Raw genomic sequence first — 18,269 nt, 5'->3', positions numbered from 1 at the left:
ATGATGCTACCATAGGCACGGACACATGCGTGCGATTGCAAGAGCACGAGGCGAATATTTTGCGTCGCAGCGGAAGAGCAGATCCAATTGGTGATGAGGCCATGAGCAAGACCACCGCACTCTTCACCGTGGGCTATGAGCAGACCACCCCCTCCGCGTTCCAGGGCACGCTGGCGGAGGCGGGTGTTGATCTGGTGGTGGACGTGCGCGCCGTGGCGGCATCCCGCCGCCCCGGCTTTTCAAAGACGGCGCTGGCGGCGGGCGTCGGCGAACACAGCATCGGCTATGTGCATCTGCGCGCGCTGGGCACGCCCAAGGAAGGGCGGCTGGCCGCCCGCACCGGCGATCACGCAACCCTCATGCGCATCTATGACGCGCACCTGGAAACCCCGGCGGCAAAGGCCGCGCTGGACGAGCTCACCGACCTCGCCAAGGGCCGCCACATCTGCCTTTTGTGCTACGAGCGCCACGTGGAAGGCTGCCACCGCCTGCGATTGGCACAGCTGCTGTGCGAGCGGCTGGATCTCCCGGTCACGCACCTGATCGCCGCCCCCTTCTGAAAGCCCGCCCAGCCGCCGCTCGCCCGGATGCCCGCCAAACGCGCCTGCGGACGCCCATCCCCCGCGTCGGCGGGGAGCTTCATCATCCTCGGGTTTTGTGGTGACCCTGCCCTGACCCCATCCCCGCATAGGCGGGGGAGCCACTGCTTTCGCGGCCTTGCCGAGATCGTCGAGGGGGCCATCCCCCGCGTAGCTGGGGGAACGCCACGGCGATTGCAGTGACATGGAACACGCAAGGTCCATCCCCGCGTAGGCGGGGGCCGCGGCGCAAAACCCGCGACGTTTCACTGAAACCGGTCCATCCCCGAATAGGCGGGGGAGCCTGTTGCTCTTAAGGCTTTGACGATACAGCACTATCAAAAAGTGAAATGCGGCAGGCAGACCGACCACGCCGAAAGCACAACCCCGCGAAGCCGGTCAGTCCTGGCGGCGGGGCACGCGGGCGCGGACGAGGCCAGCGCAAACGACCTCCAAGATCGACGAGGTCATCGCGGAGATCACTACCATCTCCATCAACATCTTCGCCGCCACACCCCCCGCAGCGGGCACTGAGGCAGGACATCGTCCGCCGCGCCCAGAGGCTGCTGCCGGCACCGTGCGAGTGAGCGGCGCCAGCCTGCTGAGCGGCACCCAGCAGGAGACAGTACCAACGGACCGACGCCAGATGACCGACACTGGGTGACCGGTAACATCCCCCCCTGTGCGCCACGGCGTCACCCTGTGAGCTCCACCCCACGCCATCGGGGGCGGCCCGGCGAAGGCCCGGAACGGGCCGACGACATGCGCCCGCCGGTTGAACACCGCCCCGCCGCCAGCCGCCCCGCCCGAGGCGCCGCGCATGGGGATGCCACGGCAGCTGGCGCGCGCCGTCATGCGCCCCCGTCATGCGCCCCCGTCATGCGCGCGCCGACGTCCCACCTTGGGGCATACTGAAACACAGCGCGGTCTTGCCAGGCCCCCGTCGCGCGGAGCACTCAAGGGGCGAGAAACTGCGCGGCGACATCGGCGGCGCCTTCGAGGGGGACGCTCGGCGCGGCTCGCCTTTCAAATGCCACCTTAGCCAGAGCCGCCACGGCCGCGCGCCCGCCTATCGCGAGGGCGCCGCCTCGCTGGCGATGTCCTTGGCGGCGGCCAGGGCTTCCGGCGTGTCGACGTCGAGAAAGGCGCCCGCGTCGCCCGCCTCGATATGCGCCACCGCGTCCTGGTGCTCCACCAGCAGGTGGCGCGCACCCACATCGCCTTCCAGGGCGGCGAGTTCCGCGAAATAGCGCCGCGACCACAGCACGGGATGCCCGCGCGCGGCGCCGGAAATCGGTACCACCACCAGCCGCCCTTCATCGGGCGCATAGGCATCCATGAGGCGATCCAGCAGGCTGCCCTTCAGCAGCGGCATATCCCCCAGCACCACCAGCGCGCCGGCGACGCCCTGCGGCACGGCGGCAATGCCGGCCTTCAGCGAAGAGGCCATGCCGGTCGCATAATCCGCATTGTGCACCAAGTGCACCGGGAGGCCCGCAAGGGCAGCTTCCACCCGCTCGTGCTCATGCCCCGTCACCACCAGCACCGGCCGCGCGCGGGAGGACAAGGCAGCCTCGACCACGCGGCGGATCACCGGCACCCCGCCCACGGGGGCCAGCAGCTTGTTCACCCCGTCGCCCATGCGCGAGCTGCGGCCAGCCGCCAGCACCACCGCCGCGAACCCCTCCTGCCCGGCGCTCGCCCCTTCGTCACGGGGAAAGGGCCGGGTCGCGATATCGGCCAGCAGGCCGCCGGCCCCCAGCCGCGCAATGTCGGCCGAGGTGACCTCGATGCCGGCCAGAAGGCGCGTCAGCACCCAATCAAAGCCATTTTCCTTGGGGCTGCGCGCGCAGCCCGGCGCACCAATCACCGGAACATCGCCGAGCCGCCCCAGCAGCAGCAGATTGCCCGGGTCCACCGGCATGCCAAGGCGGATCAGCCGCCCGCCCGCCTCCGCGAGGGCGGCGGGCACCACGTCGCGCCGATCGGCAATGGCCGATGCACCAAAGACAATGACCAGCTCGGCGCCTTCCGCCACCACGTCCCGCAGCAGGTCCCGCAGGGGCGCGATCTCGTGGGAGCATGACGCCGCCCGGCAGATGTCCGCTCCCATGGGCGCGAGGCGGGCCCGTGTCACCGCCAGGGTCTTCATGGTCACCTTCTCGGCGAAGCCCGGGAGAATGGTGGAAATCACCGCCACCCGGCGCAGGTGAAAGGGCGTCACCGCCATCAGCCCGGCGCGCGCGCCATCCGAAGGGCCGCAGGCCAGCGCCGCCGCCTCCGCCACCATCGGCTCGGGCACCGCATAGGGGATCACCTTCACAGTGCCGATGAGCTCCCCTTCATGGACCATCTTCATGTCCGCCACGGTGGCGAGGGTCATGGCCTCGTCGACACCATTGAAGGCATCAACCGCTTCGCGCGGCGCACGCAGGACGCCACCGCAGGCGGCATAAAGATTCGCGCGGCCGGTGAAGGGGCGGTCCGCCCGCACGCCCGCCCCGGCGATCGCATCCGCCAGGATGAGGGCCGCCGTGTCCTCCGGCACGTCCCCATCCTCCAGGCGCGCCGCCACCACCTCGCGATAGCCCGCCGCGCGCAGGGAGGCGATTTCGGCCACCCCGAGCTTCGTCCCCTTCTTGATGATGGTATCTTCGACCCGGACCGAATGGGCCGCGATGGCGCCATCCGCCTCTTCGAGCGCCAGGGAGCCGAACTTCACGCCGCCGCTCCTTCCGCCCTCACGCGAGCGGGGCGGCGCAGGGCGCAGATGATCTCGCCCAGAACCGCAACCGCGATCTCCGCCGGACTCGCTGCGCCGATCGAAAGGCCGATGGGGGCATGGATGCGCTCCAGCGCCTCGGGGGAAAAACCGCGCGCCGCCAGCCGGTCCAGCCGCTTGGCATGGGTGCGCCGCGAGCCGAGGGCGCCGATATAGAAGCACCGCGCGGCAAGCGCCGCCTCCAGCGCCGGGTCGTCCACCTTGGGGTCGTGGGTCAGCGCCGCGACGGCGGTAAAGGCATCAAGGCCATAGGCCGGTAGCGCCAGGTCCGGCCACTCGGCAAGCAGCCTCACCTGCGGAAAGCGCTCGGGCGTGGCGAAGGCCGTGCGCGGATCGAGAATCGTGGTGTCGAAGCCCGTGATCTGCGCCATGGGCGCCAGCGCCTGGGAAATGTGCACCGCACCCACCAGCAACAGGCGCGGGGCCGGAATATTCACGGAAACGAAGGCCGCGCCGTCAGCCGCCAGCCCGCTGCGCCCCTGCGCCAGCGCCTCCCGCAGGACGGGGGCCAGGGGGTCGCCGCCGATCTCCGTCGCCCTCACCAGCCGCTGCTCGCCACTGGCCAATTCCGTCACCACCAGGCAGGCGCGGCGCGCGGCGCGTTCGGCATTGAGGGTGGCGAGCAAATCGAGACGCATCACAAAAGACCTTCACGGCCATGCGCCGCATGGGGAATGGAATCGCACGGCCCATGCTGCACCGCAAGAGTCTTCTTCCCCGCTGGATATAACGCAATCCATTGCTACATTTGCCGCAAGGCTCAGCTGACGGGCTCCACATAGACCGCGATGCGCCCGCCGCAGGAGAGCCCGACGGTCCACGCCGCCTCGTCCGCCACGCCGAATTCGAGCCGACGGGGAATGCCCGAGGCAATCACCTCCTGCGCCTCGGTCACAACCGCGCCTTCCACGCAGCCGCCGGAAACCGAGCCGAGGAAATGGCCCGCATCGTCGATCACCAGATGGCTACCCACCGGGCGCGGCGCCGATCCCCAGGTTTCGAGCACGGTGGCGAGCGCCACCCCGCGCCCCTCGCGCCGCCAGAGCTCCGCGGCCTCCAGAACATCGTCTTCGCGCGCGAACACGGCCCACTCCTCCGGTTTCCGTCTGCACCGAGGCGGGCGACCCGGTGGCCCCCGCCTGTGCGCGACTATATAGATGCATCCGCAGCCGGGCACTTGCCAGTCCGCGCCGCCGGTTTCCGCGCATCGGGCCCGAGCCCACGTGGACCGATCGAGAGATGCAGATGTCCCAGGCCCATTCGGTAAACGCCCCTTCGCCCCAGCCTCCGTCATCCCAGCTTAAGGCCGCGGCCGATCCCGCCGTGCGGCCGCTTCATGCGCCCACGCTGCGCACGCCCGAGGAGCTGGCGGCCGCAGGGCTGGTGCGCGCGGGCGCCGGGCTGGAGGCGGTGGCCGAGCGCTATGCGGTGGCAGTGACGGCCCCGCTGGCCGGCCTGATCGACCCGCGGGATGCCGCCGACCCCATCGCCCGCCAGTTCATCCCCGATGCGCGCGAGCTGGAGGTGCGGCCGGAAGAGAGGGGCGATCCCATCGGCGACCACGCCCATTCGCCGGTGCCCGGCATCGTGCATCGCTATCCGGACCGGGCATTGCTGAAGATCGTGGGTGTCTGCGCCGTTTATTGCCGCTTCTGCTTCCGCCGCGAGATGGTCGGCCCCGGCGCCGAGACCACCCTTTCCCCCGCCGCTCTCGATACCGCCTTCGCCTATCTTTCCGATCATCCGGAAATCTGGGAGGTGATTCTCACCGGCGGCGACCCTTTCATGCTGTCGTCCCGGCGCATGGGCGAGGTGGTGCGGCGCCTGGCGGGCATTGCGCATGTGAAAATCGCCCGTTTCCACACGCGCGTGCCCATCGCGGCGCCCGAGCGCGTCACCGCCGACGTCGTGGCGGCGCTGCAGGCCCCCGGCATGACCTCCTATGTGGCCATTCACGCCAACCATCCGCGCGAGCTGACGCTGGAGTGTCGCGCCGCGCTCGCCCGCATGGCGGATGCAGGGCTGCCGCTGGTCTCACAAACAGTGCTGCTGCGCGGGGTCAACGATGATGCCGAAACGCTGGCGGCCCTGTTTCGCGGCCTCGTCGAATGCCGGGTGAAGCCTTATTACCTGCACCATCCGGACCTTGCCCCCGGCACCGGCCATTTTCGCCTGACCATCCGCGAGGGACAGGCGCTGATGCGGGCGCTGCGGGGCCGGCTCTCCGGGCTCGCCCTGCCCACTTATGTGCTGGATATTCCCGGCGGGGCGGGGAAGGTGCCTCTGCTGCCCGACCATCTGGACGAATTGACCGCCGGCCCGGACGACGGCGAGCGCTTCCGCGTGACCGATAATTGCGGCGGCGTGCACCTCTACCCACCGGAAGGCTGAGACGTGCCGGAACGCTCGCGCGCCACGGGCGTTGTCCCGCCAGGGCAAGGGGTGGGGTGGTAAGCGGTTGACCAGCGTCAATGCAACGTTGCACGCGCCCCATATTGTTCGACACATAACCACAGGGAGCTGAAGGCCATGTCGGAGACCCTCGAGCAGCCGGCCGCCACGTCCAAGCGTCCGTCTCCGCAGACGCCGAAGATGAAGGCGGCGATCTTCGTCGAGAAGAATCGCATCGTCCTCGAAGACAAGCCCATCCCCGACGTGGGGCCGCTGGATGCGCTGATCCGCGTCACGACCACCACGATCTGCGGCACGGACATCCACATCCTCAAGGGTGAGTATCCGGTGGCCAAGGGCCTCACCATCGGCCACGAGCCGGTGGGCATTATCGAGAAGCTCGGCTCTGCCGTCGAAGGCTTCGAGGAAGGCCAACGCGTCATTGCCGGCGCCATCACCCCCTCGGGCTACTCCAATGCCTGCCTGTGCGGCTGCGGCTCCCAGGATGGCCCGCGCATGAAGCACGGTTTCAAGCCCATGGGCGGCTGGCGCTTCGGCAACACCATCGACGGCGCCCAGGCCGAATACCTGCTGGTGCCCGACGCCATGGCCAATCTCGCCCCGGTGCCAGACCTGCTCTCGGACGAGCAGGTGCTCATGTGCCCGGACATCATGTCCACCGGCTTCTCGGGCGCCGAGCACGGCAAGATCAAGATCGGCGATACCGTGGTGGTGTTCGCGCAAGGCCCCATCGGCCTGTGCGCCACCGCCGGCGCCAAGCTCATGGGCGCCACGCGCATCATCGCGGTGGACCAGGTGCCGGCGCGCCTCGAGGTGGCCCGCGCCATGGGCGCCGACATGGTGGTGGACTTCTCCAAGGTCGATCCGGTGGAAGAGATCATGCGCCTCACCGACGGGCGCGGCGTGGATGTGGCCATCGAGGCGCTTGGCCGCCAGGCCACCTTCGAGGCGGCCCTTCGCGTGCTGCGGCCCGGCGGCACGCTCTCGTCCCTCGGCGTCTATTCCACCGACCTGAAGATCCCGCTGGATGCCTATTTCGCGGGCCTGGGCGACACCACCATCGTCAATTCCCTCTGCCCCGGCGGCAAGGAGCGCATGCGCCGGCTGATCGACGTGGTGGCCTCGGGCCGGGTGGATGCCCGCGCCCTCGTCACCCACCGCTTCAAGCTGGACGACATCGAGGCCGCCTACGACCTCTTCGGCCACCAGCGTGATGGCGTGCTGAAGGTCGCCATCACGCCGTAGTGCGCAAGCGGTGGTGCCGGAATGCCGGCTCCACCGCCGAAAAGAAGCGGCGATGATCACTTTAGAGTGTTTCGCCGTTTTCTTCCGGTGGGGAAACGTTCTAGGGTTTCTCCAAATATGCAACCTGATCCGGCCTCCCTCGCGATACTCCATCGGTGCCAACGGCGAGTGAAGGGCGAAGCGCCTTTTGCGCGGCTCGGGTGCGGTCATTGGGGTTGAATAGAATGCTTCCGTTTTTCCTTCTGCGGGGCGGCTTTCTGGTCGGTCTGGCCCTCGGCGCCGGAGCGGTGGCGGCCGGCCCCCGGCTGCTGCGCGCGGCACGGCCCGCGGCCAAGAACGCGGCCGAGGCCGGCAAGGCCGGCTATGATGCCACCGTCGCCGCCGCCTCCAAGACTGGCGAGGACGTGAAGGATCTGGTGGCCGATGCCGTGGATGGCGTGAAAACCGCCGCCGGCAAGGTCGCCGCGGCCGCCAGTGCTGCAGCCACCACCGCCCTGCGGAGCGCCGAGAGCTTCACCAAGCATTCCGAACCCGTCGCGGCAGGCGAGACGGATGAAGCCCTGCCGGCCACTCCGGCAGGCCGCGCCCCGGAAACCGTCCTGCGCAGCACGACCCGGCGTGCGCGGAGCACGCGCCGTGCCGCCACCCGCGCCAGCGAGCGCACCGCCGTCGCTGAAACCGCCGCACCCGCCAAAGCCTCGCGCACCGGGCGCACGGCCGGCGAGGATCAGCCCGCAGCGAAGGCATCGCGCACTCGCGCCGCCGCCCCTGCCACCGTCACGGCCGCGCCCAAGGCGGCAGCCGTGACAGCGAAGACCAAGGCCAAGAGCGCGGGCGCGACGAAGAGCGCGGGCGCCACAAAGAGCACGAGCGCGACAAAGAGCACAGGCTCAGCCAAGACGACGCGTGGCACGGCGGACACGGTGACCGCCAGCGCCGCGAAGCCGTCCGCCGCGGCCCAGCGCCCCACGAAAAGCACAGCCAAAGCTACCGCGAAGACCGCCACCAAGACCGTAGCAAAGCCTGTAGCCAAGCCTGCGGTAGCGGCCGCAACCCCCGAGACCCCGGCGCCCGCCACCCCGCCCGTGACCCCGGAAGCCGAAGGCTGAGGTTCGGATGTCCCAGCCCATTGAGGTGCGTATCGCCCACCACATCCCGGGGCGCACACGGCTCGCCGCCGCACACCCGCGGGGAGAGGCCGACCTCCAGGCCTGTGCCGCCCGGCTTTCCCAAGACGGACGCTTGGATGTTCAGGTGCGCGGCGGCAGCCTGATCCTCACCCACCACCTGTCGTCCGCCGAAGAGATCCGGCCCGCACTGGAGAAAGCGGGGCTTTCGCTGGTCCCGCCCTCCCCGCGCCATCCCATCGGCAAGACCTCTGTCGCCGTGAGCCGCATCAACGGCGCCCTCTCCGAAGCCAGCGGTGGAAGCCTGGATCTCCTGAACATCGCCTTCCTGGGGTTGGTCGCCGGCGGGTTCGTTCAGCTGGCGCGCGGCAACGTCGCCGGCCCGGCCCTGACCTTGTTCAGCCAGGCGCTGACCCTGGCCCTGCTGCACGCCAAGACGCAGGAGCAGCACGCCTCGACCTAGGCTGTTTCAGTTTCTCAAGGAAACGTTGAAACAGCCTGTCCCATCGTTGTTACGCTCCTCCTTCACACGGACCGGTTCCCGCTTCGCTCGAAAAAGCCATCTGCGCGCGTCCGGCTCGGCCAGGTGGCGCCGCTCATCTCCCGCCATCCACCCGCCAGGAGGCGGCTTTGGACCAGTCTCCACGCAACGGCAGCAACGGCCCTCAAGGCGCCGATCATGTGGTCGAGGATCAGGGCGCCATCTTCGCCTTCCTCGCCAGCCCGACAAGCCACGGCCTTGCCGCCGGCGAAAGCGTACGCCGCATCGACACGCACGGCGCCGTGGTGTTCCTGGCGGGGCCCTTCGCCTACAAGGTGAAGCGCGCGGTGTACTTCCCGTTCATGGACTTTTCGACCCTCGGCAAGCGCAAGGCCGCCTGCACGGCGGAGGTCGCCATCGGCCGCGCGAACGCGCCGAGCATCTATCTCGGCGTGGTGCCGATCACGCGCTCGCCGGAAGGCCTGGCCCTGGGCGGCTCCGGCAAGCCGGTTGAGTATGCGGTGAAGATGAGCCGCTTCGACCCGGCGGACACCCTGGACCAGGTCGCGGCCCGCGCGCCGCTGGAGCGGCCGCTGCTCACCGCCCTCGCCCAGGCCGTGGCCCGTGCGCATGAGCGGGCGGAGGTCCATTGCGGTCATGAGGTGCCCTCGCGGCTCGCCTCCTATCTGGCGGACAACCGCGAGGCTTTCCGCCAGCATGCGGACCTTTTCGACGCCGCGGAGGCTGAGGCGCTCGCGGCAGCGGCGGAAGCCGAGCTGGATCGCATCACGCCGCTGCTGCGAGCGCGATCCCAGGCGGGCTTCGTGCGCCGCTGCCACGGGGACCTGCACCTCGCCAACATCGTGCTGATCGACGGCGCTCCGGTGTTGTTCGACGCCATAGAGTTCAGCGATGACATCGCCATCTGCGATGTACTGTACGATCTCGCCTTCCTTCTCATGGATCTGTGGCAGCGCGGCCTCCATACCGCCGCCAACACCGTGCTCAACCGTTATCTGTGGGCCCAGCGGGACGATGCCACGCTCGACGGGCTGGACGCGCTACCCTTCTTCCTGGCGCTGCGGGCCTCCATCCGCGCGAAGGTCGAGGCCGCCGGGCGGGCCCATCTTTCCGGTGCGGTGCGGGAGCGCGCGGAGGCGCGCATTCGCCACCTCTTTTTCAGCGCGCGACAGTTTCTCGGGCTCGCGCCATCCGCCCCGGACACCGCGCCGTTGCCGGCTGACTTTCCCGCCGGCTTGAGGGAGCGCGCGCCGAGCCTCAGCGCCATCGGCGGCCTTTCCGGCACGGGCAAGACCACCCGCGCCCTGCGCTGGGCGCCCTTCATCGGCCGGCCGCCCGGCGCGGTGGTTCTGCGCAGCGATATCGAGCGCAAGCGCCTGTTCAACGTGGCCGAGACGGATCCTCTGCCCGAAGCCGCCTACGGCCCGGAGGTGACGCAGCAGGTCTATGCACGCCTGCGCACCCTCGCCGCCCGCGTGCTTGCCACCGGCCAGTCCGCCATGATCGACGCCGTTCACGCCCATGCTCAGGAGCGGAACGATGAAGAGGCGCTGGCCCGCACCCTCAAGGTGCCGTTTCATGGCATCTGGCTGGAAGCGCCGCTGGATATCCGCGTCGAGAGGGTGGAGCACCGCAAGACGGCGCACAAGGATGCCTCCGACGCCGATGGCGAAATTGCCCGGCGCCAGCAGGCCTACGATATCGGCGAGCTGAACTGGATCCGTGTCGGCAGCGGCTGAGCGCGTGGCCGCCGTCCATGACGGCTGGAGAATCCACCAAGCCGCGCCAAAGGAACGAATATTTCACTCACCTCGGGGACAATCACCTCGAATGTGACTTGAGATGATTCGCGCAATCTCCATTTGCGACTCTCAGGACCCACTTCAAGGCGGCGGTCCGGCCCTCATCGGGGCCAGGATTGCCGCTTGATCGTCCACATGCCGGGAACCAGCGCCGCAGGCGATGAGTCTCCCGCGCAGGTCCGAATGCGAGAGGAGGACATGACGCGCATTCCCACCCATCCCGCGATGATGGGGCGCCCCTGCGGCGTGCAGGGTGGCGCGCGCGTGTCCCGACCCTTCTTTGGGCCGAATTTTCCGTCCAGCGTCCCCATTCGCGTCGTCTTCGGCGGCGCCCCAGGAGACACCCCATGAGCTGGCTCGACCGCCTGAAAGGCAAGGGCGCCGAGGAAACCCAGACCGCCGAGGATCGCCCGATGTCCGACAGTGCCACCGCCCCCGAGGCCATCGAACCCGCCCCGGCGTCCGCCGAACCCACCGGCCCCACCATCGCCCCGGAGCCGGATGCGGAAGCCAAGGTGCCTGCGGAAGCCCAGTCCGAGGACTGGTCGGAACCCGAGGAACAGATGCGGCGGGCACTCGCGGCTGCCCAAAGCGGAGATTACGACAGCGCCCTCGCCATCTGGGAGCCCCTGGCGCGCGAGGGCCACGGCCGCGCTCAGAACAATATCGGCGCCTGCTTCATCGACGGGTTGGGCGTGGACCAGAATATGGAGCTGGCGCGCGAGTGGCTCGAACTGTCGGCTGAGGCTGGCGATCCGGTGGGCCAGCGCAATCTCGCCCGGCTCTACCTGAAGGGCCTGGGTGGCAATCGCGACAGCGCCCATGCGGTCGAGCTTTACCGCCAGGCCGCCGAGGCGGGCGACGCCCCGGCGCAGGACATGCTCAGCTTCCTGCTGTTCGAGGGCACCGGCACGGCCGCCAATATGGAGGAGGCCAAGCGCTGGGCCAAGGCAGCGGCCGAGCAGGGCGTTGCCTCCGCCATGACCCGCCTGGGCCTCATCTCCCATCTGGATGCCGTCAGCGCCGCACCCGGCGGCACCGACGAATCCGACGCCGCCACGTGGTGGCGCAAGGCGGCCGAAGCCGGCGACCCTGATGGACAGGCGCTGCTGGGCGCCGCGCACCATCTCGGCGTGGGCGTGCCGCGGGACCGGATCGCCGCGTTTGCTTGGCTGCTGCGCGCCAAATCCGGCAAAAGCCCCCTGGCGGACCGCTTCTTTGACGCCGTGCGCGCCACCCTTAGCCCGGAAGAGGAAGCCGCCGCCGAGCGCCGCGTGATGAAGGCGGAAGAAGGCGTCACGCCGGCGCCCTGAACCAGCGCTCCGCAGGCAGTCCCCTCGCGGCACGCCGCCCGCCATCCGGTGTCTTCCCTCTTCATGGAAGCGGGAAGACACGCCATCTGCCAAGCTGACGCGTTGTCCCGACGCGAAGCCATATGCCCATCACACAAGGGGCGCCCGGATCAGCGCTGGCGCGGTTTCGGACGCGGGGATCAGAGTCTCGATCGCGGTCCGGTGGGCGCGCCATGGCACCACGCGACGACACCACGGAGCTGCCCAATCGGGAGACGAAGCGCAGCCGCCCCCCACGCCTCCCTCGCCCCACCTGAGGGCCCGGAATGTGGCGGCACGAGAGATGCCCCCATCCGACCTCTGCGCTCTTTGCCCACGCTCTTCCCATCGTTAGCCGACGGACATCCTTCGCGACGTTGCGCGCCACCGGACACGAAACGACGATGTGGCGCATCACCGGAGCACGCCGAAAAAAGCGCGCGGCTCGACAACAACGGGCAGGATCCGGCGCGCGTCGAGAAAGGGCGTAGCGCCCTTTCCACCGGCGACCACACCGCCTCGGCCGGCAAAACACGATGCCCTGGCCTCTCTTCAGCGCCCACCCTGCCCCACGACAGACGGTTAACCCAAGGTCCCCGTCGCCTTCCGCCATCGGGTTCGCCGCCCCCTCACGCGGGCCCCGATTTCGTTGCGTCAGGCGTGGTGGGGTGCGCCATGCAGCCCGGGAAGCGCGGCGTGAGGATGCGCGCCGCCATTCACCGGAGGCAGAAACAGCCCAGCCTGGAAGCAGGTGCTCATGTGCTCCACCTTGGCGATGGCCCGGTCAGCAGCTGCCGGTTCCAGCACGCGGCGGGCAGTCTGCGTGAACAGCGCCACCCAGCGGGTGAAATGCTCTGGCTTCAGCTGCAGCGAGATGTGCGCGGAGAACGGATTGCCCGTATAGCGGCCGGTACCGAGCAATGCGCGGGACCAGAAGTTCTCGACAATCCGATAGTGCTCTTCCCAATCGGGAATGGCCCGGGCGAAAATGGGGCCCAGCTGCGGGTCCTGCCCAGCCGCCGCATAGAACTCCCGCACCAGCCGGTCGAGATCGGCCTCAGTGACGTGAATTTCGCTGGCCAGCTGCTCCCGCGCCCCATTCGGCCACACGTCCGCGCGATCGGCGATGAGGGCGGCCAGCTCAGGCGCGGCCGGGCCCTTGCGGCCCGTGGTGTTCAATGGCGGATCATACTTGCCCACCAAGTCATGAAGGGCATGGGCCCGCAGGCGCGCATTGGGACGCTCCATGTAGAACAGACCGTCCGTGACAGCGGTTTCCGCCGGCAATGCCGCTCGGACCGCCTCCTCCGCCAGCGCCATGTCCTCCGCCTCGCCGATATAAGCGGGATAGGCGAGGTCGCCGATGGAGCGGGTGAGAATGAAGATGCCAGGGCGCGCCGGCGCCTTAGGTGCGGCAACGAACGACACGCCGCCAAAATCCGCTTTCCCGGCGGACGCCGAGGGCAGATGGGGCCCAACACCGGTGGAAGATCCACGAGACTGGCCGGCGCCCAGCGGCACGGCCGAGGTCTGCAACGTGGGGGTGGACGATGTCGTCATGGGTCGCACTCCTGTTCCAACAGCCGCGATCAGTCCTTGGTCTCGGTCTTTGTCGGCTCGGGCGCACGGGCCACGAGACGCAGGCCGGCACGGGAGCGCGCCACGTCCTTGCCGGTCCTCTGCCAGGGCGCCGAAATGCGCACCGCCGTGCCGGGCACAAAGCGCACGGGAATGGGCGTCGAGCTCTTATCCGAGGCCATGCAACGTCCTCCTGGCCGAAACGGCCCCGCCGCGGCGACAAAAAGCGCTCGGCATGAAAATTATATAACGGACGGTAGGAGAGGCCGCCGCCCCACGCAAGCGGCAGCGACGGCGATATTGCTGTAATTTCGCGCGTGCCTAGAAATTAATCTGATACAACCGGCACAACCTCAGCGACAAAATGGCGCGAAACAGAGACCCGCAGCCCCTTCCCGAGGCCCGCGACGCCGCCTCAGACCGTCGGCGGCGCGGCGCTCTCGCCCACCGGAGCCGCGGCCATCATCAGCACCGAGATGAACGCATTGAGCCGGCTATAGGCTGCCACGCAGAGCTGGTCGGCCATGAGCAGCGCCCGCGCACTGGCCTGGGTATCTTGATTGATATGGCCGGTAAGGGCCGACACCAGCTCGCTCTGGCCGATAGCAAGGCTACGCAGGCCCAACAGCAGATGATCCAGGCCCTCGCGCGTCAGCAGCACTTTCAGCGGCACGCCCTCATCAAGGCTGGCCCAGCGGGCGATGGCCTCTTGCGACACCTGGATCTGCTCGGCGGGAAGCTCCTGTGCGGAGCCAGCATTTTCCGAAGGCCCCTGGGCGGCCCCCTCAACAATCTCAGCCATGGCAATCTCTCAATTCCGAAAAAATCCGCGCGGCAAAACACGCGTCACAAAGCGATCCGACTGAAAACCTCGGATCTGCCCCATGAGCTTACGATCTTCGCGCCGGCAATGTCACTGAAAGTGGCCGCGCGCGATCACGTTTTCATAAGGTGAGCTTCTACCGTTCACGGCGGGCCGCTAGAAGAAGCGCCAGCAGGCGCCCGCCGGCGTGTGAATGCCGGCCGGTCGCCCTTTGCAAGAGAGGACGCGATGACCGACACCCTTTTGCGCGACGGCGCCAACCCGCCCGCGGCCAGCGCGCGTGGCAAGACGATGGGCGGCGCCTGGCGCTGGATCAAGGTTTGGGATGCGCCGACGCGGCTGTTCCATTGGACACTGGTGGCGCTCGTGGCCACGTCCTACGTCACGGCACGCAATGGCTGGATCGACTGGCACTTCTATGCCGGCTACTCCATTCTCACCCTTGTGCTTTTCCGCATTCTCTGGGGTCTGTTCGGCAGCCAGACCTCGCGCTTTGCCTCCTTCGTGCGCAGCCCGGCGGCGGCCATCGACCACCTGCGCCACGTGCTGAAGCGCCAGCCCGAGCCGGAGACGGGGCACAATGCCGCCGGCGCCTATATGGTGGTCGCGCTGCTGGCCCTGTTGCTGTTCCAGACCGTTTCCGGCCTGTTCGCCAATGACGGACTGTTCACCAGCGGCCCCCTCGCCGACCTAGTGAGTGGCGAGCTGAGCGACCAGCTTACGGTGGCGCATGGCCTGTCGTTCGATCTCATCATGATCGCGGTGGCGCTGCATGTGCTCGCGATCATCGCCTATGCGGTGCTGCTGCGGCAGGATCTGGTGCGCCCCATGGTCACCGGCTGGAAGCGCCTGCCGGCCGCCATTGCCGCGCCGCGCTTGGCGCCGGTGCCGCTCGCCCTCGTGCTGCTGGCCCTGGCCGCCGCCGGCGTGTTCGCCGTGACCCAGCTGGGTGGCTGACCCACAAAACAAAACCGGGCGCCCCATAAGGAGCGCCCGGCCTTTTCCCAGAGCGTTTCGCAGCGAAGCGGGAACCCGCCTCGCGTGAAGGAAACGCCCAGAACGAATAGACAGGCTGTTTCAGCGTTTCTGTGAAAACTGAGACAGCCTGAGCCTCGACCGACCGCAGCAGCCCGGATCAGCGAGACTTGTAGGTCTGATGGCAGGAACGGCAGTTCTCGGCCACGGCGGCGAAAGCGGTCTTGAAGCCCGCCTCGTCCACCACGCCCTTGGCCGCATTCTCGGCCACGGCCTGATTGAACTTGGTGATGGCGGCATCGAAGCCCGCGCGATCGCTCCACACGGCGGCGGTGGCCTTGGTCTCGCCGGCATCGGAGCCAGGCGGGAACAGCTTCTCGAAGCCGACCATCTTGTCCTTGTAGGTCTGGAAGATCAGCTGGGCCTTGTCGGTGCTGAACGGCACCTTACCCTTCAGGATCGAGGCGCCGATATCGGTCTGCTCGCCGATCGCCTTCATCGCCGCGCGGCGCTGCTGGATGACATTGCCCTGGGCGTAGGCGGCGGTGGCTGCAACAAGGCCACCGACAATGGCGGCGGTCACGAAAAGACGCATCTTCTGCTCCAAATGCGGATTCGGAAGAGGCCACACCCTACAAATATTCCAACCAGACGATACCGCCCAACGCTCACGCTTGCGCGAGGAGAGCGGCGGCCAATTGCCGCTCTCGACTTTCGGCGCAGCTTCCCTTGCGATACCGGCGAAGCAAGCCCAGGGGTTCAGCGGCTTTCCACCGCGGCCGCCACCATGGCCCGCACCTCGTCCGCAACGGCGTCGACCAGCGCAGCTTCGCGCGCACGGACCACAAGATGAGTCTTGAAGCGCCCGTCCTCATCGCGGAATGGATAGGAGCCGATGATGGTATCTGGATGACGTCGCGCGATATCCGCCAGCGGCGCGGCAATATCGCCCTCCTTCGCGTCCGCCAGGACGGTCTGGGAGAGCATGGGCCGGCCCTTGTCCAGATCGGGCAGCACCGCCTCCAGCATGGCCTGCATGATGCGCGGCACGCCGGCCATGACGATCACGTTGCCGATCCGGAACCCGGGCGCCTTGGAAACCGCGTTCACCACCAAAGACGCACCGGCGGGAATCCGGGCCATGCGCAGGCGCGCCTCGTTCAGATCCTTCTCCGCGATATATTCGAGCAACATGGCCCGGGCGCGCGGGTCCACGTCTATGCTGACGCCGAATGCCTTTGCGATCGAATCAGCGGTAATGTCATCGTGGGTGGGGCCGATGCCTCCGGTTGTGAAGACATAGGTGAAGCGATGACGCAGCGCGTTGACCGCGGCAACGATGTCCTCTTCCACATCCGGCACGATGCGGACCTCGCGAAGGTCGATGCCCACCTCCGTCAGCCGCTCGGCGATGTGGCCGATATTTTTGTCCTTGGTGCGCCCCGAGAGAACCTCGTCGCCAATGACGACCAGCCCCGCGGTGACCATTTGCGCGCCGTCTGCCTCGCTCATGACGCATCACCTGCCTTTTTCAGCGGCAACATGCTTCCGTTTGCCCATTTTGCGAACACTCGTAAAACGAGAGCGTCGCTGCAGGGAAGCCTTTTCCCTTTATCACTTCTTTGGCACGATGTTTGTAGTGTTCTGAATCTGAGATCTGCGGACGTGGAGTGACAGTCCCAATGCGGCAAGCGTTCGACGAAATGTCCAGCACGGATGGGCATGTGAGACCGGCCTACGAAACACTGAAGCAGTGGCTCGGCGGCGTTCCTCAAGACGTGCTCAACCACCGCCGCAAGGAAGCGGAATACATCTTTAGGCGGATAGGAATCACCTTTGCCGTCTATGGGGAGCAGAACGCCCAGGAGCGCCTGATTCCCTTCGATATCGTGCCCCGCATCCTCACCAAGGATGAGTGGGGGCGCCTGTCCACCGGCCTGGAACAGCGCGTCAAGGCGCTCAACATGTACATCCGCGACGTTTATTCGAAGCGGGAGATCCTGAAGGCGGGCATCGTGCCCGAGGATCTGGTGTACAAGAATCCGGCCTTCCGCCCCGAGATGAACGGCCAGCGGGTGCCGCACGACCTTTATGTGCACATCGCCGGCATCGACATCGTCCGCACCGACCCCGACACCTTCTACGTGCTGGAAGACAATGCGCGCACGCCGTCCGGCGTCTCCTACATGCTGGAGAACCGGGAGATCATGCTGCGGCTGTTCCCCGAGCTATTCTCCATGCACAAGGTCGCGCCGGTGGAGAATTACGCCGACGACCTCCTGGCCACCCTGCGCTCGCTCTCGCCCCAGAGCGGGCATGAGCCGAACGTGGTGATCCTCACCCCCGGCATCTACAATTCGGCCTATTACGAGCACTCCTTCCTGGCCGACAAGCTGGGCGTGGACCTGGTGGAAGGGCGCGACCTGTTCGTGAAGGACGGCATCGTCTTCATGCGCACCACCGAGGGGCCGAAGCGGGTGGACGTGATCTATCGCCGCCTCGATGACGACTTCCTCGACCCTCTCGCCTTCCGCCCCGACAGCGTGCTGGGCGTGCCCGGCCTGATGAGCGCCTACCAGGCCGGCAACGTGACCCTCACCAATGCGGTGGGCACCGGCGTCGCCGACGACAAGGCGGTCTATTCCTACATGCCGGACATCATCCGCTTCTATCTGGGCGAGGAGCCGCTGCTGCCGAACGTGCCCACCTGGCGCTGCCGCGAGGCCGACCACCTGAAATATGTGCTGGAGCACCTGCCCGAGCTGGTGGTGAAGGAAGTGCACGGCTCCGGCGGCTACGGCATGCTGGTGGGCCCCACCGCGGACAAGGCGCAGATCGAGAAGTTCCGCGAGAAGCTCATCGCCGATCCGGCCAACTTCATCGCCCAGCCGACTCTGGCGCTCTCCACCTGCCCCACGCTGGTGGAAAAGGGCATCGCGCCCCGCCATGTGGACCTGCGGCCCTTTATTCTTTCCGGCTCCGACAAGGTGCGCATCGTGCCGGGCGGGCTCACCCGCGTGGCCATGAAGGAGGGTTCGCTGGTGGTGAATTCCAGCCAGGGCGGCGGCACCAAGGACACCTGGGTGCTCGACGCATGAGCCTGCCGCCCAACGC

At 67.8% G+C, this 18,269-nt stretch carries 17 protein-coding genes; 9 read left to right on the top strand and 8 right to left on the bottom strand.

All coding sequences use genetic code 11. The annotated features are described in order from the left end of the window. Window positions 1–101 precede the first annotated feature (101 nt). On the top strand, window positions 102–560 hold the full coding sequence (locus L0966_RS01435; RefSeq protein WP_234050066.1) for a DUF488 family protein: 459 nt from the start codon (window positions 102–104) through the stop codon (window positions 558–560). Between the two features lie 1,087 nt (window positions 561–1,647). Here L0966_RS01435 and L0966_RS01430 read toward each other — a convergent pair. From L0966_RS01430 to L0966_RS01420, 3 genes are all read right to left on the bottom strand, one after another. Continuing rightward, the gene (locus L0966_RS01430) at window positions 1,648–3,300 is read right to left on the bottom strand and encodes a molybdopterin-binding/glycosyltransferase family 2 protein (RefSeq protein ID WP_234050065.1); all 1,653 of its coding nucleotides are present in this window, start codon (window positions 3,298–3,300) and stop codon (window positions 1,648–1,650) included. Next, window positions 3,297–3,998 (bottom strand): XdhC family protein, encoded by a 702-nt coding sequence (locus L0966_RS01425; RefSeq protein ID WP_234050064.1) that lies wholly within the window; start codon window positions 3,996–3,998, stop codon window positions 3,297–3,299. The genes L0966_RS01430 and L0966_RS01425 overlap by 4 nt, the downstream gene beginning before the upstream one ends. A 122-nt stretch (window positions 3,999–4,120) precedes the next feature. Further along, complete coding sequence (locus L0966_RS01420) at window positions 4,121–4,444, bottom strand: XdhC family protein (protein ID WP_234050063.1); 324 nt, start codon at window positions 4,442–4,444, stop codon at window positions 4,121–4,123. A gap of 161 nt (window positions 4,445–4,605) precedes the next feature. Between L0966_RS01420 and L0966_RS01415 the strand changes: the two genes are divergently transcribed. From L0966_RS01415 to L0966_RS01390, 6 genes are all read left to right on the top strand, one after another. Beyond that, a complete protein-coding gene (locus tag L0966_RS01415; RefSeq protein WP_234050062.1) occupies window positions 4,606–5,751 on the top strand; it encodes a lysine-2,3-aminomutase-like protein in 1,146 nt (381 codons plus the stop codon). A gap of 138 nt (window positions 5,752–5,889) precedes the next feature. Continuing rightward, window positions 5,890–7,017, top strand: a complete 1,128-nt coding sequence (locus tag L0966_RS01410; RefSeq protein ID WP_234050061.1) for an NAD(P)-dependent alcohol dehydrogenase — start codon at window positions 5,890–5,892, stop codon at window positions 7,015–7,017. A gap of 224 nt (window positions 7,018–7,241) precedes the next feature. Then, entirely contained in the window at window positions 7,242–8,126 is an 885-nt protein-coding gene (locus L0966_RS01405) for a hypothetical protein (protein WP_234050060.1), read from the top strand. 7 nt (window positions 8,127–8,133) lie between these two features. After that, window positions 8,134–8,607 carry a hypothetical protein gene (locus tag L0966_RS01400; RefSeq protein WP_234050059.1) on the top strand — a complete coding sequence of 158 codons (474 nt, stop codon included), beginning with the start codon at window positions 8,134–8,136 and terminating at the stop codon, window positions 8,605–8,607. A gap of 167 nt (window positions 8,608–8,774) precedes the next feature. Then, on the top strand, window positions 8,775–10,385 hold the full coding sequence (locus tag L0966_RS01395) for an AAA family ATPase (RefSeq protein ID WP_234050058.1): 1,611 nt from the start codon (window positions 8,775–8,777) through the stop codon (window positions 10,383–10,385). 626 nt (window positions 10,386–11,011) lie between these two features. After that, window positions 11,012–11,761 (top strand): tetratricopeptide repeat protein, encoded by a 750-nt coding sequence (locus L0966_RS01390; protein ID WP_370640630.1) that lies wholly within the window; start codon window positions 11,012–11,014, stop codon window positions 11,759–11,761. A gap of 672 nt (window positions 11,762–12,433) precedes the next feature. Here the strand turns inward: L0966_RS01390 and L0966_RS01385 are convergent. The 3 genes from L0966_RS01385 to L0966_RS01375 all read right to left on the bottom strand — a co-directional run bounded on the left by L0966_RS01385 (window position 12,434) and on the right by L0966_RS01375 (window position 14,159). Continuing rightward, entirely contained in the window at window positions 12,434–13,339 is a 906-nt protein-coding gene (locus L0966_RS01385; protein ID WP_234050056.1) for a group III truncated hemoglobin, read from the bottom strand. Between the two features lie 29 nt (window positions 13,340–13,368). After that, a complete protein-coding gene (locus L0966_RS01380; RefSeq protein ID WP_234050055.1) occupies window positions 13,369–13,539 on the bottom strand; it encodes a hypothetical protein in 171 nt (56 codons plus the stop codon). Window positions 13,540–13,772: 233 nt separating this feature from the next. Then, window positions 13,773–14,159, bottom strand: a complete 387-nt coding sequence (locus L0966_RS01375) for a hypothetical protein (RefSeq protein WP_234050054.1) — start codon at window positions 14,157–14,159, stop codon at window positions 13,773–13,775. Between the two features lie 249 nt (window positions 14,160–14,408). Here L0966_RS01375 and L0966_RS01370 point away from each other — a divergent pair, with 249 nt between their 5' ends. Next, complete coding sequence (locus L0966_RS01370) at window positions 14,409–15,137, top strand: cytochrome b/b6 domain-containing protein (protein WP_234050053.1); 729 nt, start codon at window positions 14,409–14,411, stop codon at window positions 15,135–15,137. Window positions 15,138–15,315: 178 nt separating this feature from the next. Here the strand turns inward: L0966_RS01370 and L0966_RS01365 are convergent, their stop codons facing one another. Both L0966_RS01365 and L0966_RS01360 read right to left on the bottom strand, forming a co-directional pair. Continuing rightward, the gene (locus L0966_RS01365; protein WP_234050052.1) at window positions 15,316–15,750 is read right to left on the bottom strand and encodes a cytochrome c; all 435 of its coding nucleotides are present in this window, start codon (window positions 15,748–15,750) and stop codon (window positions 15,316–15,318) included. A gap of 164 nt (window positions 15,751–15,914) precedes the next feature. Continuing rightward, the gene (locus L0966_RS01360) at window positions 15,915–16,667 is read right to left on the bottom strand and encodes a molybdopterin-binding protein (protein ID WP_234050051.1); all 753 of its coding nucleotides are present in this window, start codon (window positions 16,665–16,667) and stop codon (window positions 15,915–15,917) included. A 170-nt stretch (window positions 16,668–16,837) separates the two neighbouring features. Here L0966_RS01360 and L0966_RS01355 point away from each other — a divergent pair, with 170 nt between their 5' ends. Further along, the gene (locus L0966_RS01355) at window positions 16,838–18,253 is read left to right on the top strand and encodes a circularly permuted type 2 ATP-grasp protein (protein ID WP_234050050.1); all 1,416 of its coding nucleotides are present in this window, start codon (window positions 16,838–16,840) and stop codon (window positions 18,251–18,253) included. Window positions 18,254–18,269: the final 16 nt, after the last annotated feature.

Source organism: Xanthobacter sp. NM-59 (assembly GCF_021401125.1).
GTDB lineage: Bacteria > Pseudomonadota > Alphaproteobacteria > Rhizobiales > Xanthobacteraceae > Xanthobacter.
Note: the sequence above shows the minus strand (reverse complement) of the source record. Positions and strands in the feature narration are given on the sequence as shown.

Coding starts and splice junctions, on each gene's coding strand:
- L0966_RS01405 (WP_234050060.1), top strand. CDS start 7,242: ATGCTTCCGTTTTTCCTTCTGCGGGGCGGCTTTCTGGTCGGTCTGGCC.
- L0966_RS01360 (WP_234050051.1), bottom strand. CDS start 16,667: ATGAGCGAGGCAGACGGCGCGCAAATGGTCACCGCGGGGCTGGTCGTC.
- L0966_RS01385 (WP_234050056.1), bottom strand. CDS start 13,339: ATGACGACATCGTCCACCCCCACGTTGCAGACCTCGGCCGTGCCGCTG.
- L0966_RS01355 (WP_234050050.1), top strand. CDS start 16,838: ATGCGGCAAGCGTTCGACGAAATGTCCAGCACGGATGGGCATGTGAGA.
- L0966_RS01375 (WP_234050054.1), bottom strand. CDS start 14,159: ATGGCTGAGATTGTTGAGGGGGCCGCCCAGGGGCCTTCGGAAAATGCT.
- L0966_RS01380 (WP_234050055.1), bottom strand. CDS start 13,539: ATGGCCTCGGATAAGAGCTCGACGCCCATTCCCGTGCGCTTTGTGCCC.
- L0966_RS01365 (WP_234050052.1), bottom strand. CDS start 15,750: ATGCGTCTTTTCGTGACCGCCGCCATTGTCGGTGGCCTTGTTGCAGCC.
- L0966_RS01400 (WP_234050059.1), top strand. CDS start 8,134: ATGTCCCAGCCCATTGAGGTGCGTATCGCCCACCACATCCCGGGGCGC.
- L0966_RS01390 (WP_370640630.1), top strand. CDS start 11,012: ATGCGGCGGGCACTCGCGGCTGCCCAAAGCGGAGATTACGACAGCGCC.
- L0966_RS01425 (WP_234050064.1), bottom strand. CDS start 3,998: ATGCGTCTCGATTTGCTCGCCACCCTCAATGCCGAACGCGCCGCGCGC.
- L0966_RS01370 (WP_234050053.1), top strand. CDS start 14,409: ATGACCGACACCCTTTTGCGCGACGGCGCCAACCCGCCCGCGGCCAGC.
- L0966_RS01435 (WP_234050066.1), top strand. CDS start 102: ATGAGCAAGACCACCGCACTCTTCACCGTGGGCTATGAGCAGACCACC.
- L0966_RS01415 (WP_234050062.1), top strand. CDS start 4,606: ATGTCCCAGGCCCATTCGGTAAACGCCCCTTCGCCCCAGCCTCCGTCA.
- L0966_RS01410 (WP_234050061.1), top strand. CDS start 5,890: ATGTCGGAGACCCTCGAGCAGCCGGCCGCCACGTCCAAGCGTCCGTCT.